Consider the following 21,454-nt stretch of genomic DNA (forward strand, 5'->3'; position numbering starts at 1 on the left):
GTTAGTCTTCTCCGGTCCATTTCTTACGCGCAACGGTGAGGGCGGGGTATTTGGGTGAGTCTGCCGACAACTTTTCGAATACGGAGAAGCGTAGCTCGTAAAGCAGGCCAGGCGAACCAAGCGTTGCTCTGCCCGCCATTATAGCATCAGCCATCTCACCATCTCCCTCAACTGACATGAGTGCATCGTCCCGTGCAATCATCCCGAGCGCGTTTCGTGCGACTGCCAGCTGAAATCTATCGTGTTCTTCCAGCTGGTTCCTAATTGTGCCTAACCACTCAGAGACCGCCTCGGCGAGTTCGCCGCATCTTGCTTCGCCTTCAGGTTCTAGCGGCTCCCAAAGTGAGGGGATGGCTTGCTGCTCGCTCTCCGGAGCATCTTCTTCCAGCAGCATAAGCAGGTCCAACTCCTGCTCGCTGGTCCGCCTCGAAATAACCACACGCTCAAGCATCCGGTCCTCTCCGCTGCGCCAGATTTTCGCCATTCGCAGGCAGCCGAGTGCCCACCAGACAGTGCGATAGACTATCCAGAAGCGGAAACGGTCGTGATCTACACTCTGTCCGCTTGCGGCTTCGTAAGCAGTGAAATAGTCCTCTAGCGATCCGAGGCCCAGAGCTGGGCGATCATATCGGGCAAAGCGCCACACAGCCATGCAGCCGAAGGCTAAATCCTCATGTCGGTCGCCGAAATGCGCAAGTTCCCAATCGAGGACGCCGGTAAGCTGTGAGTCCTGGGCGAGCAGATTCCCGAGACGGAAATCTCCGTGATTGAGTACGAGTTCGACAGGCGTGGGAATATTATCGCGGAGCCATTTCAGGCCGAGTGCTATAATTGGCCTGTTGCCACCAGCTTCCGTGAACTGTGCAGCCAATTCCTCGACCATTTCCGAATAGTCGCGCTCTGGGACTTTCGCGGGCAGTACATCCTGCCGGATACCGTGAATTTTCGCGAGATTCTGCGCAGCCTGTTTTAGCAGCTGATCTGCTTCATCCATCGCCAGAATGTCACGGGGATTGGGTGTACCTGGGAGGGCGCGCATTACAAATCCGCTGCCTAGATCATCGCTTTCTTCCAACTCGGCGACCACCTCTGGTGCGGTCACACGGGCGGAATGGGCTGCACGGATAATCGCTGCTTCAGTGTCATGGCCAAAAGGTCTGTCCGCCATAAATTCCAGCGTTGGCGAGCGGCGCAGGATATAGGCAGATCCGGCAAAGTTGAAACGCCAGCTCTCCATCGTCGCGCCGCCCGTCAGGCGTGTGCAATCGGTGACTGAGCCCTGGCCGAAGTGGCGCTGCATGAATGTCTGCAAGAGCTGATCGATGTGTTTGGTCACGTTATGCAGAATACCAATAGAGCAGTCCGTCTTCGCTGCGTTGGCCAATGCCGCTGGTTCCAACAGGTTGGTTCGATCCGTCCGTCAAGAAAGCGATCATTGCACCGTCGTCGCCGGCGACTTTCGCCAAGAAACGCGCACCCGCTGCGTTTCGCGCGACCACTACGCCATCGCGCGGCGAGCCATCGCGGTTGTAGAAAACCGTGTAGCTTTCGATTGTGCCTGTGCCCTCATATTGCTCGTCCACTATCGGGGCGGGATCGCGTTTGGCATCGGCGGTGTCTTGACAATCGAAACTGTGGGGGAAGCTGGCGGCTTCCACAGGCTTGTTAGACACTATGATGCTGTGATTATGCGTCGCATAGCCGCCGTTTGCGAACAGCAACCCGTTTTTGCCGCTACTACGCAGCTTTTGCACCATCGCCACGACAGCATGGCTCATATAATTGCCGATGGGGCCGCCGCCGAAAGTCAGCCCGCCGAACACAGTCGCCTCGCGACCCTCAGGCCAGCCAATCACCCTTCGAGCCATTTTGGGGACGCAAGGGAAGCAGGAATACAGTTCCGCATAGTCAATATCATCCAGTGTCATCTGGTTGAGGCGCAGCGTTTCGGTTAGCGAAACTTCCATCCCGGCAGAGTAATCGTAGCGGTCGCGCTGCAGGATATCCTCATCCTCATGTGCCGCTGCGCCGTGGCCGATATAGATGATTTGATCGTCGGGCACGCCGCGCTCGTGTGCCAATTCCAGGCTTGTGACCAAGAACCCGGCCCCTTGATTAACCGACGAATTGGCGACCATAAACTTGGTATAGGGAAACGCGATCGGCCGATTTTCTGGCGAAGGCGTACAAACTTCCTCCGCTGATTTCTCCTCACGTATCCACGCGCCGTCATGCTGCGCAGCAACTTTCGAAAAAAGCGACCAGATTGCGCCACTTTCGGCCTGACCCTCGGCTAGCGTTTGCCGCCAGGCAGCGCGGGTCGCATTTTCGTATAACGGGTAGATATCAACCGGCGCGACCAAGCCGTATTGCTTGGCGTAGCCCTTGGCAGTCCGTTTCTTGCGTTTCCGCATTGTGTTGTGATCCGATGGACTGCCACCCTTTGCCAGCGCAGCCAGCTTCGACGCTGTGCGCAATGCCTCCGCGCCGACAATTGCTGCCACTTTCACGTCACCTTCACCAATCCGGTTGGCCGCTTCATTGAGCAGCATGATTGGACTGTCACCCATCGGCAGCGGTGTTTGATAAGTGTGATCTGGAGAAATCTCCAGTGCCTCCGCCACTGCGCTAGCCACCGGGTTCAGGTGCCGGAATGCGATCTGGTCGACTACGGCCAGCGAGTCCACTTGCGTCAGCCAATTGCCGCCCGCATCCTCATCAGCGCGGCGCAAGGCGGTAGCCATCAGCCCGACCGGATCGAGTCCTTCGCGTGGGTCATCAGACCGGTCATTGATCTGACCGACGCCAATAATAACCGGAATCCGGGACGGATCTCTTGCGATCAAAGCGACCTCTCAATACTGTTTTTGCCTTGTTGCGGGGTGGCGCCTGCGCCGTCAATCCCGCTGGTCGGCCGGTTTGCAATTCCTCAGACAGGCTCTATGCCATAGCCTATACCGAATTGCCGGATCGATGATTGCCAATTGCCCGCAGTAATTGGCTTGACCGGCGCAGAACAAGAAACGGATACATCCTAGCCGCATGAGTGAAAACACCGCGACTTCCGTCAATCCACCGCTGGTGGATCTTCCTATTAAAACTGCCAAATCGGGATTTTACAACGGTTTCAGCACGCTTGTGACTGTGCCTGCGAAAGTGATCATCACACTGTTGATTCTGTGGGTGATTGTTTTTCAGGAACAAGCAAGCGCGGTACTGAAAATCGCCAATACCACTCTCATCCGCGAATTTGCGGGCTGGTACGTTTATCTGGTGGCGTTTTTGATGCTGGTGGCGTTTGTTTTGGCAGTGATCCCCAAGACCGGTGAGCTACGCTTGGGCAATCCGGGCGAGGAACCAGAGTTTTCGCGCTTCTCTTGGTTTGCGATGCTGTTTGGTGCGGGGATCGGCGTGGGCATGTTGACCTATTCCACCGGAGAGCCGCTGGCACATTTCCAGAACAATCCCGATATCATTCGCGGTATGGTGGATCCAATCTCTACCGAGGCTGTCCGACCTGCCTATGTCTATACGTTCCTGCATTGGGGACCTGCTGCGTGGGCGACTTATGCACTTGTCGGCCTGGCCGTTGGCTACGTATCCTATCGGCGCAATCTGCCACTGACCATCCGGTCTTCGCTGGCGCCTTTGTTCGGCAAGGCAATGTCCGGTGTTGCTGGTCACGTGGTCGATATCGTCGCGGTTGTCGCGACGATTTTGGGCGTGGCAGTGACTATGGGTTTCGGGGTCGAGCAATTTGTAGCTGGTCTGAGCAGGCTAGGCTTCGGTGACTGGCTGATGGTGACGAAGGAACCGGGTGCTACGCCGTCCGCCTCCGCGCCGGCGATCATCGTCGCACTTGTTCTGCTGGTTGGCGCTTCGACCCTATCGGCATTGTCCGGCGTCGGGCGTGGGATCAAATGGCTATCCAACCTTAATATGGGGCTGTCATTCCTGCTGTTGGCGGTCTTTATTGTGGCCGGTTCGGGCTTGCTTGGCTTCGGCCTGCTGTTCACTGGCATTTACGATTACATCGTCACGTTGCCGAGTTTGGCGACTACGCTGTGGTCCGCCGATGGAACTGCAACGGGCAATGCATTGGCGCAATGGCAACTTGATTGGTCAGTGTTTTATTGGGCGTGGTGGATCGCCTTTGCGCCATTCGTTGGAATGTTCATTGCCCGCGTATCGCGCGGCAGGACTGTGCGCGAATATGTGCTTGGGGTTGTGCTAGTACCGGCGCTGATGTGCTTTATCTGGATGGCGATTGTCGGTGGAACCGCGATCGATCTTGAGCTGAGCGGAGCTGCCGAGGGGTCGATTTTGGCTGCGGGTATTTCCGATCAGCTATTTGCCACACTGGCGGTGCTGTTCAGTCCGGCTGTCACAACGATCCTCTCGGCGCTCGTGGTGGTGCTTCTGATGACGTATCTCATTACCTCAGTCGATAGTGCTATTTTGATTGTGAATACGATTAATGGCGCAGGTGATGAGGAAGATGAAGTCGAGCGCCGCCACCACATTCTATTCTGGGGTGCGGCTATAGCACTGGTAGTCGGCGGGATGCTGATCCTCGGCGGAACTGATGCGATAGGCGTGACGATGATTATCGGCGCGCTGCCATTCTCCTTCGTCGTTGCCTTGATGGCGATATCGATCATGAAGGCGATCATCTTCGACCTGATCCGCAAAAAGCACGATGTGCCTTGCACAGCAGAAGCGATTGAGGCTGCTGATATTGCAGAAGCGCAATAGTAAAATACGGACTAAAGCCTATCTCCAAAGCAGTTGTGTTGTTAAAATGGCACGGTTTTTCTTGCATTCCGGGAATGGCCGGTGGTGCGGTGGTTTGTCGCGTCTGCCTTTGTTAGGTGAACGCTCACAAGCGCGGAAGGTACGCTTTTTTCGCGCATTCCAATCGATCAAACCCGATAAATTAGCACGCTTCTGTGCCACGGGACGGTCTGACCTAAAGAATAGGCAGGAAAATACATGATCAAATTTACCAGTGGCGCATCGGTCCTTGCGATTGCCGCCCTTACTGTTTCGCCTGCATTGGCGCAGGATACCACTGCCCCGGCTGAAGAAGAGCGCACCGGCGGCGTTGGCGATATTATCGTCACCGCAACCAAGCAAAGCGAAAATCTGCAGGACGTTCCAATTGCCGTTAGCGCGATTGGCGAAGAAGCTTTGGACGAGCTCGCGATTGATACTTTCTCGGATTACCTCGACCAGTTGCCCAGCGTATCGGCTGGCGGTAGCGGCCCGGGCCAAAGCACAATCTATATTCGCGGCCTCGCCTCGACCACGCCAAACCTGACAACTGCGGGTGTCGCCGGTCTGGCACCAAACGTTGCATTGTATCTGGACGAGCAACCGCTCGGTCAGCCCGGACGTAACCTTGATGTTTACGCAGCCGACCTTGAGCGGATCGAAGTTCTTGCTGGCCCGCAAGGCACTCTGTTCGGCGCGAGCTCGCAAGCTGGTGTTGTCCGCCTGATTACGAACAAGCCTGAGATTGGCGTATTTGACGCTGGTGCAAAAGCTGGCCTTTCCTTCACCAAAGGCGGCGAAGCGAACTACAATCTTGAAGCGATGGTCAATATCCCGGTTGCTGACAATGTTGCCGTTCGCGGTGTCGTCTATCACGACCATCAAGGCGGCTACATCGACAATGTCGCAGGCACGCAAACCCTGCGCGATAGCGCACGTTTCCGCCCTGCCGGTACCGTCCGTTCCAACGGTGTAGCAGTCAACGCGCTGCGCGGCGGGTTCCAATCAGATGCAGCAACGCTTGCCCAGATTGATGCCAATGTGAACTTCCTCGCCGCTGACAACTCGGCGCTGGTAGAAGAGAACTTTAACGACACCAAATATACCGGCTTCCGGCTGTCTGGCCTTGTTGAATTCAACCCTGATTGGCGTTTGACCATCTCGCATGCTCAGCAGAGCATCGATTCAGACGGTGTGTTCTTTGCAGACCCGGACTTGGGTGGGCTCGATGATCTGCAGGTCCAGCGTTACGAGGAAGACCGTCTGGAAGACGATTTCTCGAACACTAACTGGACTCTCGAGGGTCGCGTCGCGATGCTTGACGTTGTTTACACGGGTGCGTTTACAACGCGTACCGCAGAACAGCGCGTCGATTACACAGACTATCTGTTTGTCGGTCAGTATCTGCCATATTACATCTGCGATGGTTCGGTCAGCTATCCCGGCGCAGGCGGCCCGACCGGAACCTGTCAGGCTCCAAACTTGTTCGTCACGTCCAATTCGGAAACTGAAGTGTTCACTCAGGAGTTCCGAGTGAGCACACCGCAAGAAGAACGTATCCGCGGTACTTTCGGTGCGTTCTATTCGGACTTGGTGCTCGAAGAGCGTAACGACTTTGCCTATCCCGGGAACATTGCCGCTGCGCCGTTCGGTGCATTCGCGCCAAACTCACCTTTCCCGGGCGGTTTCCAAAGCGCTCAAGGGCCATTTCCGGCCGAAACAGTCTTCCGTAACGACATCCGCCGTACGGATGAGCAGTTCGGTCTGTTCGGGGAAGCGTCTATAGATATCGTGCCTGACCTTCTGACGGTCACATTGGGCGCGCGCTATTACAATATCGAAGTCGACTTTGAGGGTGATGCGAACGCGTCGTTCTGTAACTCCGGCGCGGCACAGGATGCCAACGCATTTGGGACCAATATCAGCGATTTGTATGATGGAGATGGTCAGTTCACCTTCATCGGCAGCTGTAATGCTGCGCTTCGTCAGACATTCAATGCTGGTGACAGCATTGCGGACATTCAGGCCGCTGGTCTCAGTGCAACACAGGCGCAGCAAGTGTTTAACGCATTGGCTGCTCCGGATGTTGCAAAGGCCAAAGGTACTATTCTGAAAGGTACAGCGACGCTGACCCCGACTGAAGATCTGCTGTTCTATGTCACTTATTCGGAAGGCTTCCGCCCTGGTTTGCTCAACCGTCCTGGCGGTGCGACCAATGGCGCGGGCTTTACCGTTCCGTTTGAACTCGAAACCGATGAAGTGAAAAACTACGAATTCGGTTGGAAGATGGATCTGGCCGATGGTCAAGTCCGCCTCAACGGTAGTGCATTCTTCGTAGACATTAAGCGTTTGCAGACAACGATCTTCGATCCAAGCATCACCAACCTGTTCTTCTCGGACAATGCGGCCGATGCAGAGATTAAAGGTGTCGAGGGTGAAGTCACCATTGCACCGTATAATATTGATGGTCTGACCGTAGCTGGTGCGTTCTCGTTCCTTGACACGGAAATTACCAATGTTCTGACGCCGACCACTGATGTGATCGCTGGTCAACCGCTGGCCTATGCTCCGAAATTCCAAGGCAATATGCGGGTCCGCTACGAATGGGCTATTGGTGATCTGACGGCACACGTCATGCCGCAAGTCGCGCATTCCTCGTCGAAATTCACTGACATTATCGAGATCAACAAGTTTGAGTTGGAAGGGTATACGACCTTCGCTCTCAGCGCTGGTATCAAGTCGGATAATTGGTCATTCGAACTCTTCGGTGAGAACCTGACTGACACGCGTGCAGAAATCGCGGGTAACTTCATCAACGACCGGGAGCGGATTACAACCAATCGTCCGCGCACTTTCGGTCTGCGTATCGGCTACGACTACTAAGTCCGGTGGAAACGAATATTGGCGGCGGGCGAGGGGGACCTTGCCCGCCGCTTTTGTTTTCTGCACTGAAGAATGTGATGGCCACCGAAACAGAAACCCAAGCTGATCCCCAAGCTGAACGGCACGCAGAGCAATTGAAGCAGGCGCAGCAGCATCTGCAATCTGGCAATTTTGCTGCGGGTCTAGCTGCGGCTGAGGCGATGCTGGCTGATGCTCCAGCCAATAGCCCGGTCGATACTGATGTGCTCTATCTAGCGGCGGTTGCCGGACGATATCTGAAACGCTTCGATGTGGCTGAAGAATATCTGGCGCAGCTTCACAGAGAGTCACCCGAATATGGCCGCGCGTGGCAAGAGGCCGGCCATCTGGAAAGGGCGCAGGGTAACGCCGATAAAGCGCTCGCAGCTTTCCAGCGCGCGACCCAGTTCAATCCTGCACTCGAGGCAAGTTGGCGAGCTCAGGCTGATATTCTTGCCGCCAATGGTCAATCGGCTGATGCGGCAAATGCCACTGCGCAAGCCGACCGGCTGAAGACCATGCCGCGTGAATTGCTCGCAGCGACCAATCACTTACACGAAGGCCGTTTGCTGCGCGCGGAGGAATTCTGCCGCCACTTCCTGCGTCAAGAGCCCAAACATACTGAAGGGATGCGGTTGCTCGCACAGATCGGGATTAAGTTGGGCATTCTCAACGATGCCGAGTTTCTCCTCGAATGCGCCCGGACATTTGATCCAGACAACATCCAGATACGGCTAGACTACATTGATGCTCTACGTCGCCGCCAGAAGTTCGTGCAGGCTAGGGACGAGGCAGAGGCGCTTTACGCGCTCGGTCCCGACAATCCGCTGTTCCAGTCGCACCTCGCCATCGAGAGTATGCAAACCGGTGAATATGACCGTGCGTTCGAGTTATTCGACGCGGTACTGGCGAAAATTCCTAATGATCCGGCAACGCTGACATCGCGAGGTCATGCTCTGAAAACGGTTGGTAAGCAGGCTGATGCAGTAGAATCCTACCAAAGCGCGTTCGCAGCCAAACCCGATCATGGCGATGCTTATTACGCGCTCGCCAATCTCAAGACTTACTCGTTCTCGGACGACGAGATTGCCGCAATGCGCGCGCAAACTGACCGCACCGACCTAGCTTTCATGGACTGGGTCCATCTCTCGTTTGCGCTTGGCAAAGCCTATGAAGATCGCGCTGATTACGAGCAGTCTTTCCAATTCTATCAGCAAGGTAACGAACTAAAGCGCCGTCAGACGCGCTATAATGCTGACGATATGCAGTCGGAACTGCACAAGCAGGCGGAGCATTGCACCGCCGAACTATTCGCCAAGCATAAGGGGGCTGGCCACGCAGCGCCTGGTCCGATTTTTATTCTTGGGCTGCCGCGGGCAGGCTCAACCCTGCTTGAGCAGATTCTTGCCTCGCACAGCCAAGTCGACGGCACGCTGGAACTGCCCAACATTCTCGCACTGGCGCACCGGCTGCGCGGGCGTAAAGCAGTTGAATCCCTCTATCCGCAAATCCTGCATGATCTGTCGGCCGAACAGCTTGCAAAGATGGGTGAGGACTTCATCGAGAATACCCGCATCCACCGCGAAGACGCGCCGTTCTTCATCGACAAGATGCCCAACAATTTCCGGCATATCGGGCTGATCAAACTGATTCTGCCTAACGCCAAGATTATCGACGCACGGCGCGATCCGATGGATTGCTGTTTCTCCGGCTTCAAGCAGCTCTTCGCTGAAGGTCAGGAATTCACCTATGGCTTGGAAGAAGTCGGGCGGTATTATTCCGACTATGTCGAACTGATGGACCATTGGGACAAAGTGCTGCCGGGCGCAGTTTTACGCGTGCAGCATGAAGATGTGCTCGATGATCTGGAGGGGCAGGTCCATCGGATGCTCGATTTTCTCGGCCTCCCGTTCGAGCAGGCCTGTCTCGATTTCCATAAGAGCAAGCGCGCTGTGCGAACCGCCAGCTCGGAACAGGTGCGGCAGCCGATCAACCGATCGGGACAGGGCGCTTGGCAGCCTTATGAGCCGTGGCTGGGTGCGCTGAAAGCTGCTTTGAAATAGGCAAATTCCCCCAATTCACTGCGACTATGTCCATTCTATACAATATATGAATCTCGATTAGTCATACTTGGCGATACATCGTCAATTGGACTAATGAATAGAGGTCAGAAATATTTGATATCTGAAAAGAACGCAGAATAATTCGGCGTAGAATATAACATCCGGGTCGCAACGCAGTAGAATTCGAACTCTGTCGAGGAGGGAGGTTCCGATTGTTCAAAACCGCACGCATTTTGCGGCGGAGGAGAGGGTGTAGCTTAATGAATAAACATGATCCCATCACGCGTTTCACACCGGCAGAACGGCATCTGATTGATAGCCTTAATGGCAGCCTTAACCGGGGAACGGCACTCGCAGAATTGAAGAAACTGCTTCAAGTTGCCGTCCAGATCGAACTCGCAACGATCCCGATCTACCTCTACACATATTATTCGATCAACCGCACCGTGCACAGCGGTGAGAATATGCGTCCGAGCGATGTGTTTGCCAACAAAACCGGCGGTATGATCATGAGCGTGGCTGTTGAAGAGATGCTGCACATGTCGCTCTCCGCCAACATTCTTTACTCGCTCGGCGAAATGCCGAAAATGTACCAGCTGGCACCGGCCAATTATCCCACTGTTCTGCCTGCGCATCACCAAACCGATAAGTGGCAGCCCGAAGGTCCCGATGGATCGCACGATGTGGCCATCCCGCTAGGCAAGCTGGACTACAACCAGCTCTGGCATTTCCTTCAGATCGAATATCCCGAAACGATGGATGCCGTGCCGGAAAACCATGATTGGAAGACCATCGGTCAGGTTTATTCCTATGTTCGCTGCATCATCGCGACCAAATGGATCGATGACGATGATTTCCGCAAAGGTCCGGTGGAGCATCAGATTCAGAGCTTCAATTATTCGCCCAACAATACCGACACGGTGCACACGAAGGGCAAGTTTGATCCTTGGACACCGGCACCCGAAACGGCCGACCCAGATGCCAAGCCGGTTGAGGGTGAAAGTGCCGCCGCCGGTGCCGTCTATTCCAACGAAGACGACAGTCATGCAGGGGCTACAGAGCTGGTGACGATCCAAGGCAAGGAAGATGCCTATATCGCCATCGATACGGTATGCGATCAGGGTGAGGGTTACGCCCAGCCCCATATGCATGATTTGCCGACGGATGATCCGTCAAAGCACGAATTGTCACACTATTATAAGTTCCTGACAATTCAGGCTCAGTTCGCAGAATACAAGGCCCATATGGAATCGGGCGGGCTGCATGAGAAGTTGCCCAAATATCCTGCACCACCTGCGGCGGTTGAGCCTACCATTGGTTCTGGTGAACTGGCTGAAGTGGTTATCGACTATCCGGAAAATCCGGTCACCCACGATTATCCCGAAGAGCTGCAGCCGATTTCTGATTTCTGTAACGGCGTGTTCCAGTACATGCTGGTTCTCACCGAGACGCTGTATCTGGTGCCGCCGCAAAGTCAGCGGCTGTTCTTCAATGAAGGCATGCACCGTTCGATGATCTGGGTGCTCGACAAGCTGATTAAGACCATGCGCGACATTCCGATCAATGACGGCAAACACAAAGGTAAATTCCTTGCGGCCACGTTTGAAAACATCAATCTCGGCCATCGCGAAGGATCTTTCGACACATTGAAGGTGCTTGGCAGCAAGGCCATTGCGGCTGCTGAGGCGTTGATTGTTTCCGACCCATCAGTCGATCAGCATGCGCAAAGCGTCATCTATTACGTTGAACAGGCGCTGTCGGCGACGGATGCTCAAGGGGCGCCGCAACATCTGCCCGATGTGAAAGCCTTCTGGAACGGCGACAAACCTGCGCCGCATTGCTGAGCCACATACTGAATTGAGAAGAGGGAGTATTTCACATGACTCAAACTCGTAGAGGTCGTGAACATCTGAAGCAGAAGCCCGAGAGTGGACCAGGCGAGCCGGTTCCTACTCCGTATCCCTATGCGAAAGCTCCGGCATTTGTGAAGACTGTCGGGACGCAGCCAGAAGGCCTGCCGCTGCATAGCTGCATGGGATTGAATAGTTGCAAAGGCTCTGACCGGTTCGGGCTGGAGGGACATTTCGATCCGGTGACCGGCGCGCATGTGCAGAATGATTGTGCGGGCCAGGGCTATTGCGCGACTACGCCTGCGCATACCTGCCATGTGCAGAATAGCTGTAAGAACCAAGGCGGCTGCGGGCTATATGGGACATCGAAAGAGCTGGAGAATCCGGCGCATAATGACTGCCGGTCGCTTGGTTCCTGCGCGGTTCCGATCAATGCCGAACGCTTTAGCACCGATGGTGCAAATCGCGGTAAGAGCGTATGGCAACGCGCACGCAAAGTCTTTGAAGAGACGGTTTGGCCGCAAACCCGTGCAGAGCTACTGAACAAGCAATCAATGGGCACAGTCGACACCAACTGCGAGTTACCCAAAGATCTGGGTAATGCGCCTTCTGAGTTTGAAGGCAAGGGTCCGGCCTATCAGTGGATATCCAACAACAACGTCAACCGCAGCAATATGACTGCGTGTGGTTCGAGTGGTACGAGTGGGGCTGGCGGTTGTTCCTAAAGCTGCAATAAAGTCCATCTAATGGATCAGAAAGTCGCGACACACATGCTGCAGTCCTTGCCCAAGCCCGGCTTGGGTTTGGGGCTGCGCAATGTGCATTTCGATCATATTCTGTCCACTTGGCCGGAGGTTGACTGGTTCGAGGCGATTTCCGAGAATTTCATGGATTCAGGCGGCCGCCCCCGGCATGTTCTGGACCAAGTTGCTGAGCGTTATCCAGTGGCACTGCACGGTGTGTCGATGTCTATCGGCAGCACTGATCCGCTGAACTTTAACTATCTCACCAAGCTTAAAGCTCTGGCAGACGATACACGCGCAATCTGGGCCAGTGATCATTTGTGTTGGACCGGTATCAACGGCGCGAACTCGCATGATTTGCTCCCGCTGCCGTTGACCGAAGAGGCATTGGTTCATGTGATCGAGCGAGTGCGGATCGTTCAAGATCATCTCGAGCGACCTCTGATTCTGGAGAACCCCAGCAGCTATTTAACTTTTAAGCAGTCGACTTTGGCTGAGCCGGAGTTCTTTCGCCATCTGGGCGAAGAGACTGGATGCGGTTTCCTACTCGATGTGAATAATGTGTTCGTGAGCTGCTTCAATGCTGGTGAAAGTCCCGCCGCTTACATCGAAGCGTTTCCGTGCGAGCGCGTGGTGCAGATGCATGTAGCGGGACATGAAGATTGCGGTGCCCATATCATAGACACGCATGACCAGCCTGTGCGTACAGAGGTCTGGCAATTGTTCCAGCAGGCTTGGACGAAAACTAGCGGAGCCGCCACTCTGCTGGAATGGGACGGGAATATTCCCGACTTTGCTGAGTGCCACGCCGAGTTGCTGAAGGCGCGGGGCTATATGGGAGACATCCCAGTCGATGCCGCACGCAGCGTGCCACAGCGGTCACAAGCGGGAAGCCACTCAACCCCCATCGACTTCCTCATCCCAGACGCGATGGACCAGACCGAACTGGTTCAGCCGTGACCGCGTCAGGTGATCAGTTGAAAGCAGTACAGCATTGGATGCAAAACGCATTGATTGCACCTGCATCTAGCGACCCTGCAGCGACTGAGCAACTGATCCAGCAACCAGAGACGGGCAACGCAGCGCAGCGGCTCGCGATCTATCAGCGCAGTTATTACGACCGCCTGCTTACGTGCATGCGGGAGCAATTCCCAGCGCTATGTCACGCGCTTGGCCGCGACTTGTTTGACGATTTCACGCTGGACTATCTGCGGGAGAAACCGCCGGAAAGCTACACGCTGTACGACCTGGGACGACGCTTTGCCGATCACTTGGCGGCTTCGCGGCCCGACCGAGACGCACAGGATGCAGATAAAGAAAACTGGATCGATTTCATGATCAATCTGGCGCAGTTCGAGCGGCAGATATTCGTCATGTTCGATGCCCCGGGGAATGAGGGCAAGGCCTTTGCCGACTACGAAACGCCGGATGACAGGCTGGAGCTACAACCATGTTTTGCGATTTGTGCCTATGGGTTCCCGGTTGCACGGTACTATCACGATGTGAAAGCGGAAACTGACCCGTCATTCCCGCCGGCGGAGAGCAGCCAATATGCTCTGGTCCGAAACAATTTCATAACGCGGACATTGGCGATTACCGAGCCGCAACATCGCTTTCTTAAGCTGATGCAGAGTGGGGCGAGCGCACCCGATGCGCTGGTTCAAAGCGCCAGTGATTATGCGCTAGATCTAGGTACAGTGCAGGCAAATTGGGCTGGCCTCAAGCAGAGCTGGCTCGAGCTTGGCTTCTTTATCGAGAAGCGGGCCTAGCCACCGCCTATTTGTAGACCGCTGGCCGCTTCTGCATCATAGCGGCAACGCTTTCGGCGAAGTCAGGCGACGCAAGTTGCTGCGCGAAAAGCTTGCTCTCGGCCATCATCTGCTCTGCTACGGCTTTCCGCTGATTGCGGATCAACGACTTGCTGAGCTTTAACGCCGTCGGTGCAGAATTCGCGACTTGCAGTGCGATCCGCGCGGTTTCATCCGCCAACGCGGCATCGGTGAAGACGCGGGCGACCAAACCAAAATCAAGCGCTTCCTTCGCAGTCAATGCGCGGCCGGTCATAAACACATCATTGGCCACGGCCATTCCGACCGCAGCAGGTAGCAACATCGAGGACGAGGCCTCTGGCACCAGACCCAATTTCACAAATGGTGCGCTCATTGTTGCGCTTTCAGCAGCGTAGACCAGATCGCAATGCAACAGCATCGTTAGACCGACGCCGATTGCAGGGCCATTTACAGCAGCGATAACCGGCTTGGGGCAAGTTGAGATCGCCGCCAGAAAATCCGCCACTGGCGGCGGTCCGTCGCCAGCAGAGCCTGTGGCGAAATCCTGCAGATCATTGCCCGATGTGAAGTAATCGCCATCGCCAGTAATCACGAATGCGCGGGCATCATCGCTCTCACCATACTCGGTGATCGCTGCCGCCATCGCGGCGTACATGGCTTGTGTAATCGCGTTCTTCTTTTCGGGACGGGTGAAAGTCAGCGTGGTTACGCGGTCTTGCGTCGCGATACGGATATGATCGGTCATGTAGTGGCGTACTTTCGAAAATGTGTTCTGCGGCGCCCGTAGCAAACTTATTTGCCAGGCGGCAGCATAATCAGCTTCGATGTCTTGCGTCGGTATTCTTGGTACTCCGGATCATCGCCCCATTTTTTCTTGGCTGCTTTGTCGAGCATTGGAATTCCGCTGACTTTGGTCAGCAGCAGGGTCACAAAGACAGGCGAGATCAAAACGAGGAACCCGCTGCCCGAGAGCACGGGTATCGACATAATTGCAATACCAGCCCAAAGTACGATCTCGCCGAAATAATTCGGGTGCTGCGACCAGGCCCAAAGGCCGGATTGGATGAATTTTACTTCGTTTGCAGAATCGTTGCGGAATGCGCCTTTTTGCCGGTCTGCAATCACTTCGACTGCAAATCCGAAGACCCACACAGCTGCGCCGATCCAGAAGAAGATATCGAGCGGAACGCGGCTGGATGCGGTGATAATTGCAAGTGCAGCAGCGGCTGTGAAAATGACCCAGAGCGCTTGCAACGTCCACGCGACCAAGAACCGCGGTGGATTGACTTTGATCTGGTCGAAGCGTGAATCGTGTCCGCTATCGCTTATCCGCTTAAACAGGAATGTGCCCAAGCGAATGCACCAGATCGCCACCATCGAAGCCGCAACAATTGCTCGCGTATCGAGCGCTCCTGAAAGTAGGCAGGCTGTGGCGATGACCGACAGATATGTAATTGATCCAACAAGATCGTAATATTTCTCAGTTTGGAAAATGGCGGAGGGGACAAACACTGCCCAGTTCACGCCAAACGCAATCAACGCGCAGATCAACATCACTGAATAGCCGCCGGACGTCAAGCCGCCTGCGCCCGCGTACCACGCAAAGGCCAAGCCAATGATTGTAGCAACGGCCACAATGATCAAACTGATGAAAGAACGTTTGCCGCTGGCCATGATATTTATCCCCTTGTGAGCCCGGACATGAAACGTCGCGCGGTCGCACCGGTTCCCTGAGTTCGCGTGTTAGGGGTAGTCCAGTGCTGCAATGCTTGGCAAAGGGGCAGCGATGACCGATGAAATTTCGCCGATCGCTTCCTTAGATGCCAGCCTGCGACTGGTTGACCAGCTAGATCACATTTTTGCTGATTTGGGCAAGGCGCTCGCCGCAGCTTGCGCAAGCGATGGCAGGCTCGATGAGGAGCGCTTCGACGCACAGCAAGTCCTGTCCTACGAATTCGCGCTGGCTGCCGCCGAACTGCAATCTGCGCGCGACTTTCTGAAACAAGTGTCGGTCGGAGCACAGGCCGAGAATGCGGATCTGGCGCTAGTCTTTGCGGGTCAAACGCTTCCGGGCACTTTGGGCCGCTTGGAAGCTATTGCTGCCGGTTTGGGTGCCAACGAGAAAGTCAACGGCGTCCGTCAATCACCAGACTATCTCGCAACTCTTGAAAGTGCCTCACCAGCCAAGCTTTCAGCAGCGGGAGCGCGCGTATGTGCGGGCGGCGACGCGTTCAAGACAATCACGACGAATGATGATGTCGACATGGCCCGCGAAATGTTCGCGCGGTTTGCAAGAGACGCCGTCGCGCCTTTGGCAGAGGAGATTCATCGCCGCGATCTCGATATTCCTGACAGCTTGCTTCGGCAGATGGCGGATATGGGTGTCTTCGGACTTTCCATTCCGGAAAAATTCGGCGGGTCTGCACCCGATACCGGTGAGAATACGCAAACGATGATTGCGGTGACGGAGGCGCTGTCTGAAGCCTCTCTTGGTGCCGGAGGTAGTCTAATTACCCGACCTGAAATTCTAGCTCGTGCGATATTGGCAGGCGGTACCGAGGAGCAGAAAGCAGATTGGTTACCACGCATTGCATCGGGCGAGACGCTCGCGGCAATCTCGATCACTGAGCCCGATCACGGTTCCGATGCGGCCAGCCTTAATCTCAAGGCTAGTAAGGTCGACGGCGGCTGGGTGCTGAACGGTGCGAAGACATGGTGCACTTTTGCGGGCAAAGCCGATGTGTTGATGGTTGTCGCACGCACAGGCAGCGAACCAGGTTTCAAGGGACTGAGCATCTTGCTGGTCGAAAAGCCGCGCTTCGACGGTCACGAAATCGACCATGAGCAGGCCAGCGGCGGGCGCGTGCGGGGCAGGGCAATCGCGACTATCGGCTATCGCGGCATGCATAGTTTCGAAATGTCTTACGAGGATTTCTTCGTTCCGGATTCGCGTGTGCTTGGCGGAGAGGCAGGCCTTGGTCGTGGTTTCTACTTTACCATGAACGGAATGACCGGCGGGCGTATCCAGACGGCTGCCCGGGCAAGCGGCGTGATGATGGCGGCACTATCGGAGTCGATCCGATACGCCAACGACCGGGTAATTTTTGGCAAGGCCCTTAGCCAGCATCAACTGACCCAAGGTAAGATAGCGTCGATGGCGGCGCGGTTCATGGCCAGCCGCGCGCTGGCCTATAATGTTGCGAAACGAATGGATGCAGGCAGTGGCCAGATGCAGGCGAGCTTGGCTAAGCTATTCGCATGCCGCTCCGCTGAATATGTCACGCGCGAAGCGGTGCAGATCCATGGCGGTATGGGCTATGCCGAGGAATATGCAGTATCGCGCTACTTCGTTGATGCGCGGGTATTGTCCATCTTCGAAGGCGCAGAGGAGACGCTGGCGCTGCGGGTGATTGCGCGAGGCATTCTCGCGGATCATTTGAAGGCTGATGCAGGTTAGCGCAGCAAAGCGAACTAGCATTATGTTCTCTATCGGCGTTGACAGCTCAACGCGATCACGCCAATAGGTAATGCGAGTGCTTCGCAATAGCGATAGAATGCCGAACTTGCTTGTTTGACGACCGTCCTTGCGCTTTCGGTAATTTCACGCGAGCGTGCGAGCATGATGGAATTGTGAACTTCTGGAAGGATTCGAAATGAAGCTGAGCGCATTATTGGTCACTGCGCCATTACTGGTTGGTCTGACCGCCTGCAGTGAAATGGGTGGCAGCGGTGCTTCCGGAGGCGATGCGGGCACGCTCGTGGTATTTTCCTCTCGCCACTATGATTCTGATTATGCGCTCTACGAAGCTTTTGAAGAAGACACGGGCGTCGATGTTCGCACCATTGAGGCAGGCGGAGACCTGCTTGTCGAGCGGCTGAAGACCGATGGGGCACGTAGCCCGGCAGACGTTATAATAACGGTTGATGCCGGACGGCTTTGGCGTGCCGAGCAAGAGGGGCTGTTTGCTCCCATAAACTCGAGCGCGTTGGATGAGGCTGTACCTGCAGGTCTGCGGCACCCAGATGGCCTGTGGTATGGCTTGGCCAGCCGCGCGCGCGTTCTTGTCCATGCAACAGACAGAGCTCCGGCAGATCAGATCACTGGTTATGAAACACTGGCTGATCCGGCTTTCAAAGGCCGCGTATGCGCGCGGGCTTCGGGTAACATCTACAACATCTCGCTCCTCGGTGCTTTGATCGACCGCTGGGGCGAGCAGAAGGCGCAGACATGGGCGAACGGCGTAGCAAGCAACTTTGCGCGCGATCCGCTGGGCGGCGACACCGACCAGATCAAAGCGGTGAAGGCCGGCGAATGTGATTTGGCCTTGGTCAATCACTACTATTTCTCCCGCTTGAAGAAGGAAGATCCTAGCGCGGTTGAAGGCCTCGCAGTGTTCTGGCCTGAGGAAGGCCCGGGCATCCACCTGAATGTCTCGGGTGCGGGCGTAGCAAAACACGCTCCCAATCCTGAACTTGCGCAGCGCTTCATCGAATTCGCCATGACCGAGCAACCGCAGCGATTCTTTGCCGAATTGACCAGCGAGTATCCGGTCACCAGCGTTACCTATGACAATCCTGCGCTTGAGAGCTTGGACAATCGCAAAATCGATCCTATTGCGCTGGGCAAACTTGGTGAGAACCAAGCGAAAGCACAGGAAATATTTAACAAAGCCGGATGGCCATAACGCAACGCCTTTCCCCAGCTGCTGAACGGCGCGACCGTAGCGGATGGAGCTTTGATCCAAAGATAGCGGGTATCGCCGGGGCGCTGATTTGTGCGCTTCCGGTGATGGCGCTTGTACCTATGGCGATCGCTGGCGGAGGCGGCCATTTCAGTCACCTTTTCGAGACTGTGCTTGGTACATATACATTTAACTCGATCTTGCTGGTCGCAGCAGCAATGGCAGGCACCACTTTGCTGGCGGTTCCGACCGCATGGCTAACGGCACGCTACGAATTTGCGGGCCGGCGTTTGGCGATGGTGTTGCTTCCCTTGCCGTTAGCTATGCCAAGCTATGTCGCTGCCTATGCGTGGATGTCGATGAGCGTTGCTGGCGGCCCTCTTAACGCGGCTACTGGCGGTCTTTTTCCATCCATAAGCGGGGTTGCTGGGGCTAGCTTTGTCTTCTCGCTATGTTTCTACCCTTACGTGTTCTTGCTCGCACGGCAGGCATTCGCCAGCGAAGGAAGCCATAGTTTCGAAGCGGCGCGCATCTTGGGGGCAGGCCCGTTTCGCGCGTTCTGGAAAGTGGCGCTGCCAATTGCACGACCTGCGATTATGGCGGGATTGGCGCTGGTCGCGATGGAAACGCTTGCTGACTACGGCACCGTCGACTTCCTTGGTTCCCCCACTTTCACTGTAGGCATAATTCGCGCTTGGATATCCTTCGGCGATCCCGAAGCGGCTGCCCGAATGGCGCTTATCTTGGTTATCCTTACACTGGCATTCTTCGGGTTTGAGAGATGGATCCGGCGGCGGCGCAGTATCGCTCAGGCAGGTGGGAGGCATCGCCCAAATCCGCGCGTTCAACTTAGTGGTGGGCGCGGTGCAGTCGCTCTCTTGTTCTGCCTTATTCCGGTAACCCTAGGTCTGTTTGCACCGGTTGCACACTTGCTGCAACTGACGCTGGAAACGCCTCGCCAAGCATCTCCTTGGGCGGCGGTCGGTGGCACTTTGACCGTGGCTTCGCTCTCTGCACTACTGGCGATTGTGATCGGCGTCGGCGCCGCCTATGCAGCGCGCAGTGGAGGGACACTTGCCCGTATCTCCGTGCGAATAGCCCACGCCGGCTACGCCGTGCCGGGCGCAGTGGCTGCGCTTGGCGTGATCGCAATCCTCGGTGCGGCACAAAGCTTGATTGGCGGCATATCGTGGGCGGCGTCGGTGACGATTTCTGGCGGCGGCCTGCTGGCTCTTTTATTCGCGTATCAAGCCCGTTTTGCCGCTGCCGCAATCGGACCGTGTGAAAGCGCTTTCCAGCGTATCACACACAGCATGGATCAGGCCGCGCGATCGCTTGGCGCGAGCCGGTTCGAAGTGATCCGCCGCGTCCACTTGCCGCTGGCATCAAGCGGAATGATCACCGCTGCAGCTTTAGTTTTTATTGAGGTGATGAAAGAGCTTCCGGCCACGATGATCCTGCGCCCGCTTGATTTTGAAACGCTGGCGATCAGCGCGCATCATTTCGCCTCCGACGAACGGCTGGCGCAGGCGGCACTTCCGTCGCTGATATTGGTAGGGCTGGGCATCCCGGTCATGCTTCTGATCGGATGGCTTTCTGAGAGGGAGCAAACATGACCAATCCTACACTTCGTGCGACTGGTTTAACTAAGCTACGCGGAGGCAAGAGAGTCCTCGACAATGTTGATCTGACATTGGAGCAGGGCAGCGTGACTGCAATTCTCGGCCCGTCAGGCGCGGGTAAATCAACATTGTTGCGCGCCATTGCTGGACTGGAGGATCTCGAAAGCGGGACCATTGAGTCCGATACGCAGATTCTAACCAATGGCGGGGCACTCGTGCTCCCTGAACATCGCAATATCGGGATGGTGTTTCAGGACTTCTCGCTATTCCCGCACTTAAGCGTGATTGACAATGTGTTGTTTGGATTGCGCCGCGGTTCGAATGAGGAACGGCGCAGCCGCGCCCTTGCAATGCTTGAACAGGTCCATCTGGCAGGTAGGGCCAATGACTACCCGCATATGCTGTCTGGCGGTGAGCAGCAGCGTATTGCACTGGCTCGCGCTCTGGCACCCGCACCTGATATGATCCTGCTGGACGAGGCATTTTCCGGGCTCGACGGGAAGCTGCGCGCAGAACTACGCGACACCGCCTTGGCAGCAATTGCCGCCCAAGGTGCGGCAGCTCTGATGGTCACCCATGATGCCGAAGAGGCCATGTATATGGCCGATACGCTAGCGCTAATGATCGATGGTCAAATTGTGCAGAGCGGTGCACCGGCTGAGCTCTATTTGAACCCCGTTTCAGCGAGCGCTGCAAGGCTGTTGGGCGAGATCAACGAATGGGATGGGCCGATTGAGAATGGCAAATTGCAGACACCGTTTGGTCCGATTCCCGCAACCGCAAGTGGCTTGAGCCAAGGTATGGCATTGGTCCGACCTGAAGGGATTGATATATCGCTAAATCCTGCGGGCGAATACAGAGCGCAAGACGTTCATGCCCTGGGGGCGAACCTCGCGATCCGCGTCGAAGCTCCCGATAGTACGATCTGGTTGACAAAAATCACTATCGAAAGTGCTGTGAAGGCAGGTGATAGATTGCAGGTCACACTCAATCCGCACTTCTGCACTATCGCTGTGTGATTGCTCCACCA

At 55.7% G+C, this 21,454-nt stretch carries 15 protein-coding genes; 11 read left to right on the plus strand and 4 right to left on the minus strand.

Translation table 11 applies throughout. The annotated features are described in order from the left end of the window. Nucleotide 1 precedes the first annotated feature (1 nt). On the minus strand, nucleotides 2–1,384 hold the full coding sequence (locus tag J9777_RS14055) for a phosphotransferase (protein WP_245228757.1): 1,383 nt from the start codon (nucleotides 1,382–1,384) through the stop codon (nucleotides 2–4). Next, nucleotides 1,338–2,846: an acetyl-CoA acetyltransferase gene (locus J9777_RS14060; protein ID WP_209349415.1), complete on the minus strand. Its 1,509-nt coding sequence runs from the start codon at nucleotides 2,844–2,846 to the stop codon at nucleotides 1,338–1,340. Before J9777_RS14060 ends, J9777_RS14055 begins: the two co-directional genes overlap by 47 nt. Before the next feature lie 196 nt (nucleotides 2,847–3,042). Here J9777_RS14060 and J9777_RS14065 point away from each other — a divergent pair, with 196 nt between their 5' ends. The 7 genes from J9777_RS14065 to J9777_RS14095 all read left to right on the plus strand — a co-directional run bounded on the left by J9777_RS14065 (nucleotide 3,043) and on the right by J9777_RS14095 (nucleotide 14,099). Then, nucleotides 3,043–4,755, plus strand: coding sequence for a BCCT family transporter (locus J9777_RS14065; protein WP_209349416.1), 1,713 nt, complete (start codon nucleotides 3,043–3,045; stop codon nucleotides 4,753–4,755). A 237-nt stretch (nucleotides 4,756–4,992) separates the two neighbouring features. After that, nucleotides 4,993–7,656 (plus strand): TonB-dependent receptor, encoded by a 2,664-nt coding sequence (locus J9777_RS14070; protein WP_209349417.1) that lies wholly within the window; start codon nucleotides 4,993–4,995, stop codon nucleotides 7,654–7,656. Between the two features lie 77 nt (nucleotides 7,657–7,733). After that, entirely contained in the window at nucleotides 7,734–9,737 is a 2,004-nt protein-coding gene (locus J9777_RS14075) for a tetratricopeptide repeat-containing sulfotransferase family protein (protein ID WP_209349418.1), read from the plus strand. Nucleotides 9,738–9,997: 260 nt separating this feature from the next. Beyond that, the gene (locus tag J9777_RS14080) at nucleotides 9,998–11,581 is read left to right on the plus strand and encodes a ferritin-like domain-containing protein (protein WP_209349419.1); all 1,584 of its coding nucleotides are present in this window, start codon (nucleotides 9,998–10,000) and stop codon (nucleotides 11,579–11,581) included. A gap of 35 nt (nucleotides 11,582–11,616) precedes the next feature. Further along, nucleotides 11,617–12,312 carry a hypothetical protein gene (locus J9777_RS14085; RefSeq protein WP_209349420.1) on the plus strand — a complete coding sequence of 232 codons (696 nt, stop codon included), beginning with the start codon at nucleotides 11,617–11,619 and terminating at the stop codon, nucleotides 12,310–12,312. A gap of 21 nt (nucleotides 12,313–12,333) precedes the next feature. Then, complete coding sequence (locus J9777_RS14090) at nucleotides 12,334–13,290, plus strand: DUF692 domain-containing protein (protein ID WP_245228758.1); 957 nt, start codon at nucleotides 12,334–12,336, stop codon at nucleotides 13,288–13,290. 38 nt (nucleotides 13,291–13,328) lie between these two features. Beyond that, on the plus strand, nucleotides 13,329–14,099 hold the full coding sequence (locus tag J9777_RS14095; protein WP_209349421.1) for a DNA-binding domain-containing protein: 771 nt from the start codon (nucleotides 13,329–13,331) through the stop codon (nucleotides 14,097–14,099). Nucleotides 14,100–14,106: 7 nt separating this feature from the next. Here the strand turns inward: J9777_RS14095 and J9777_RS14100 are convergent, their stop codons facing one another. Together J9777_RS14100 and J9777_RS14105 are read right to left on the minus strand one after the other, a co-directional pair. Continuing rightward, a complete protein-coding gene (locus J9777_RS14100; RefSeq protein WP_209349422.1) occupies nucleotides 14,107–14,865 on the minus strand; it encodes an enoyl-CoA hydratase-related protein in 759 nt (252 codons plus the stop codon). A 47-nt stretch (nucleotides 14,866–14,912) separates the two neighbouring features. Then, nucleotides 14,913–15,794, minus strand: a complete 882-nt coding sequence (locus J9777_RS14105; RefSeq protein WP_209349423.1) for a DUF1295 domain-containing protein — start codon at nucleotides 15,792–15,794, stop codon at nucleotides 14,913–14,915. Nucleotides 15,795–15,906: 112 nt separating this feature from the next. On the opposite strand from J9777_RS14105, the gene J9777_RS14110 reads away from it, so the two are divergent. The 4 genes from J9777_RS14110 (at nucleotide 15,907) to J9777_RS14125 (ending at nucleotide 21,443) form a co-directional block, all read left to right on the plus strand. Beyond that, a complete protein-coding gene (locus J9777_RS14110; RefSeq protein ID WP_245228759.1) occupies nucleotides 15,907–17,577 on the plus strand; it encodes an acyl-CoA dehydrogenase family protein in 1,671 nt (556 codons plus the stop codon). A 196-nt stretch (nucleotides 17,578–17,773) separates the two neighbouring features. Then, nucleotides 17,774–18,805 carry an extracellular solute-binding protein gene (locus tag J9777_RS14115; protein ID WP_209349425.1) on the plus strand — a complete coding sequence of 344 codons (1,032 nt, stop codon included), beginning with the start codon at nucleotides 17,774–17,776 and terminating at the stop codon, nucleotides 18,803–18,805. After that, the gene (locus J9777_RS14120; RefSeq protein WP_209349426.1) at nucleotides 18,796–20,418 is read left to right on the plus strand and encodes an iron ABC transporter permease; all 1,623 of its coding nucleotides are present in this window, start codon (nucleotides 18,796–18,798) and stop codon (nucleotides 20,416–20,418) included. Before J9777_RS14115 ends, J9777_RS14120 begins: the two co-directional genes overlap by 10 nt. Beyond that, nucleotides 20,415–21,443: an ABC transporter ATP-binding protein gene (locus J9777_RS14125; protein ID WP_209349427.1), complete on the plus strand. Its 1,029-nt coding sequence runs from the start codon at nucleotides 20,415–20,417 to the stop codon at nucleotides 21,441–21,443. The genes J9777_RS14120 and J9777_RS14125 overlap by 4 nt, the downstream gene beginning before the upstream one ends. Nucleotides 21,444–21,454: the final 11 nt, after the last annotated feature.

The sequence above is a fragment of the Pontixanthobacter sp. CEM42 genome (assembly GCF_017812015.1).
Classification (GTDB): domain Bacteria; phylum Pseudomonadota; class Alphaproteobacteria; order Sphingomonadales; family Sphingomonadaceae; genus Pontixanthobacter.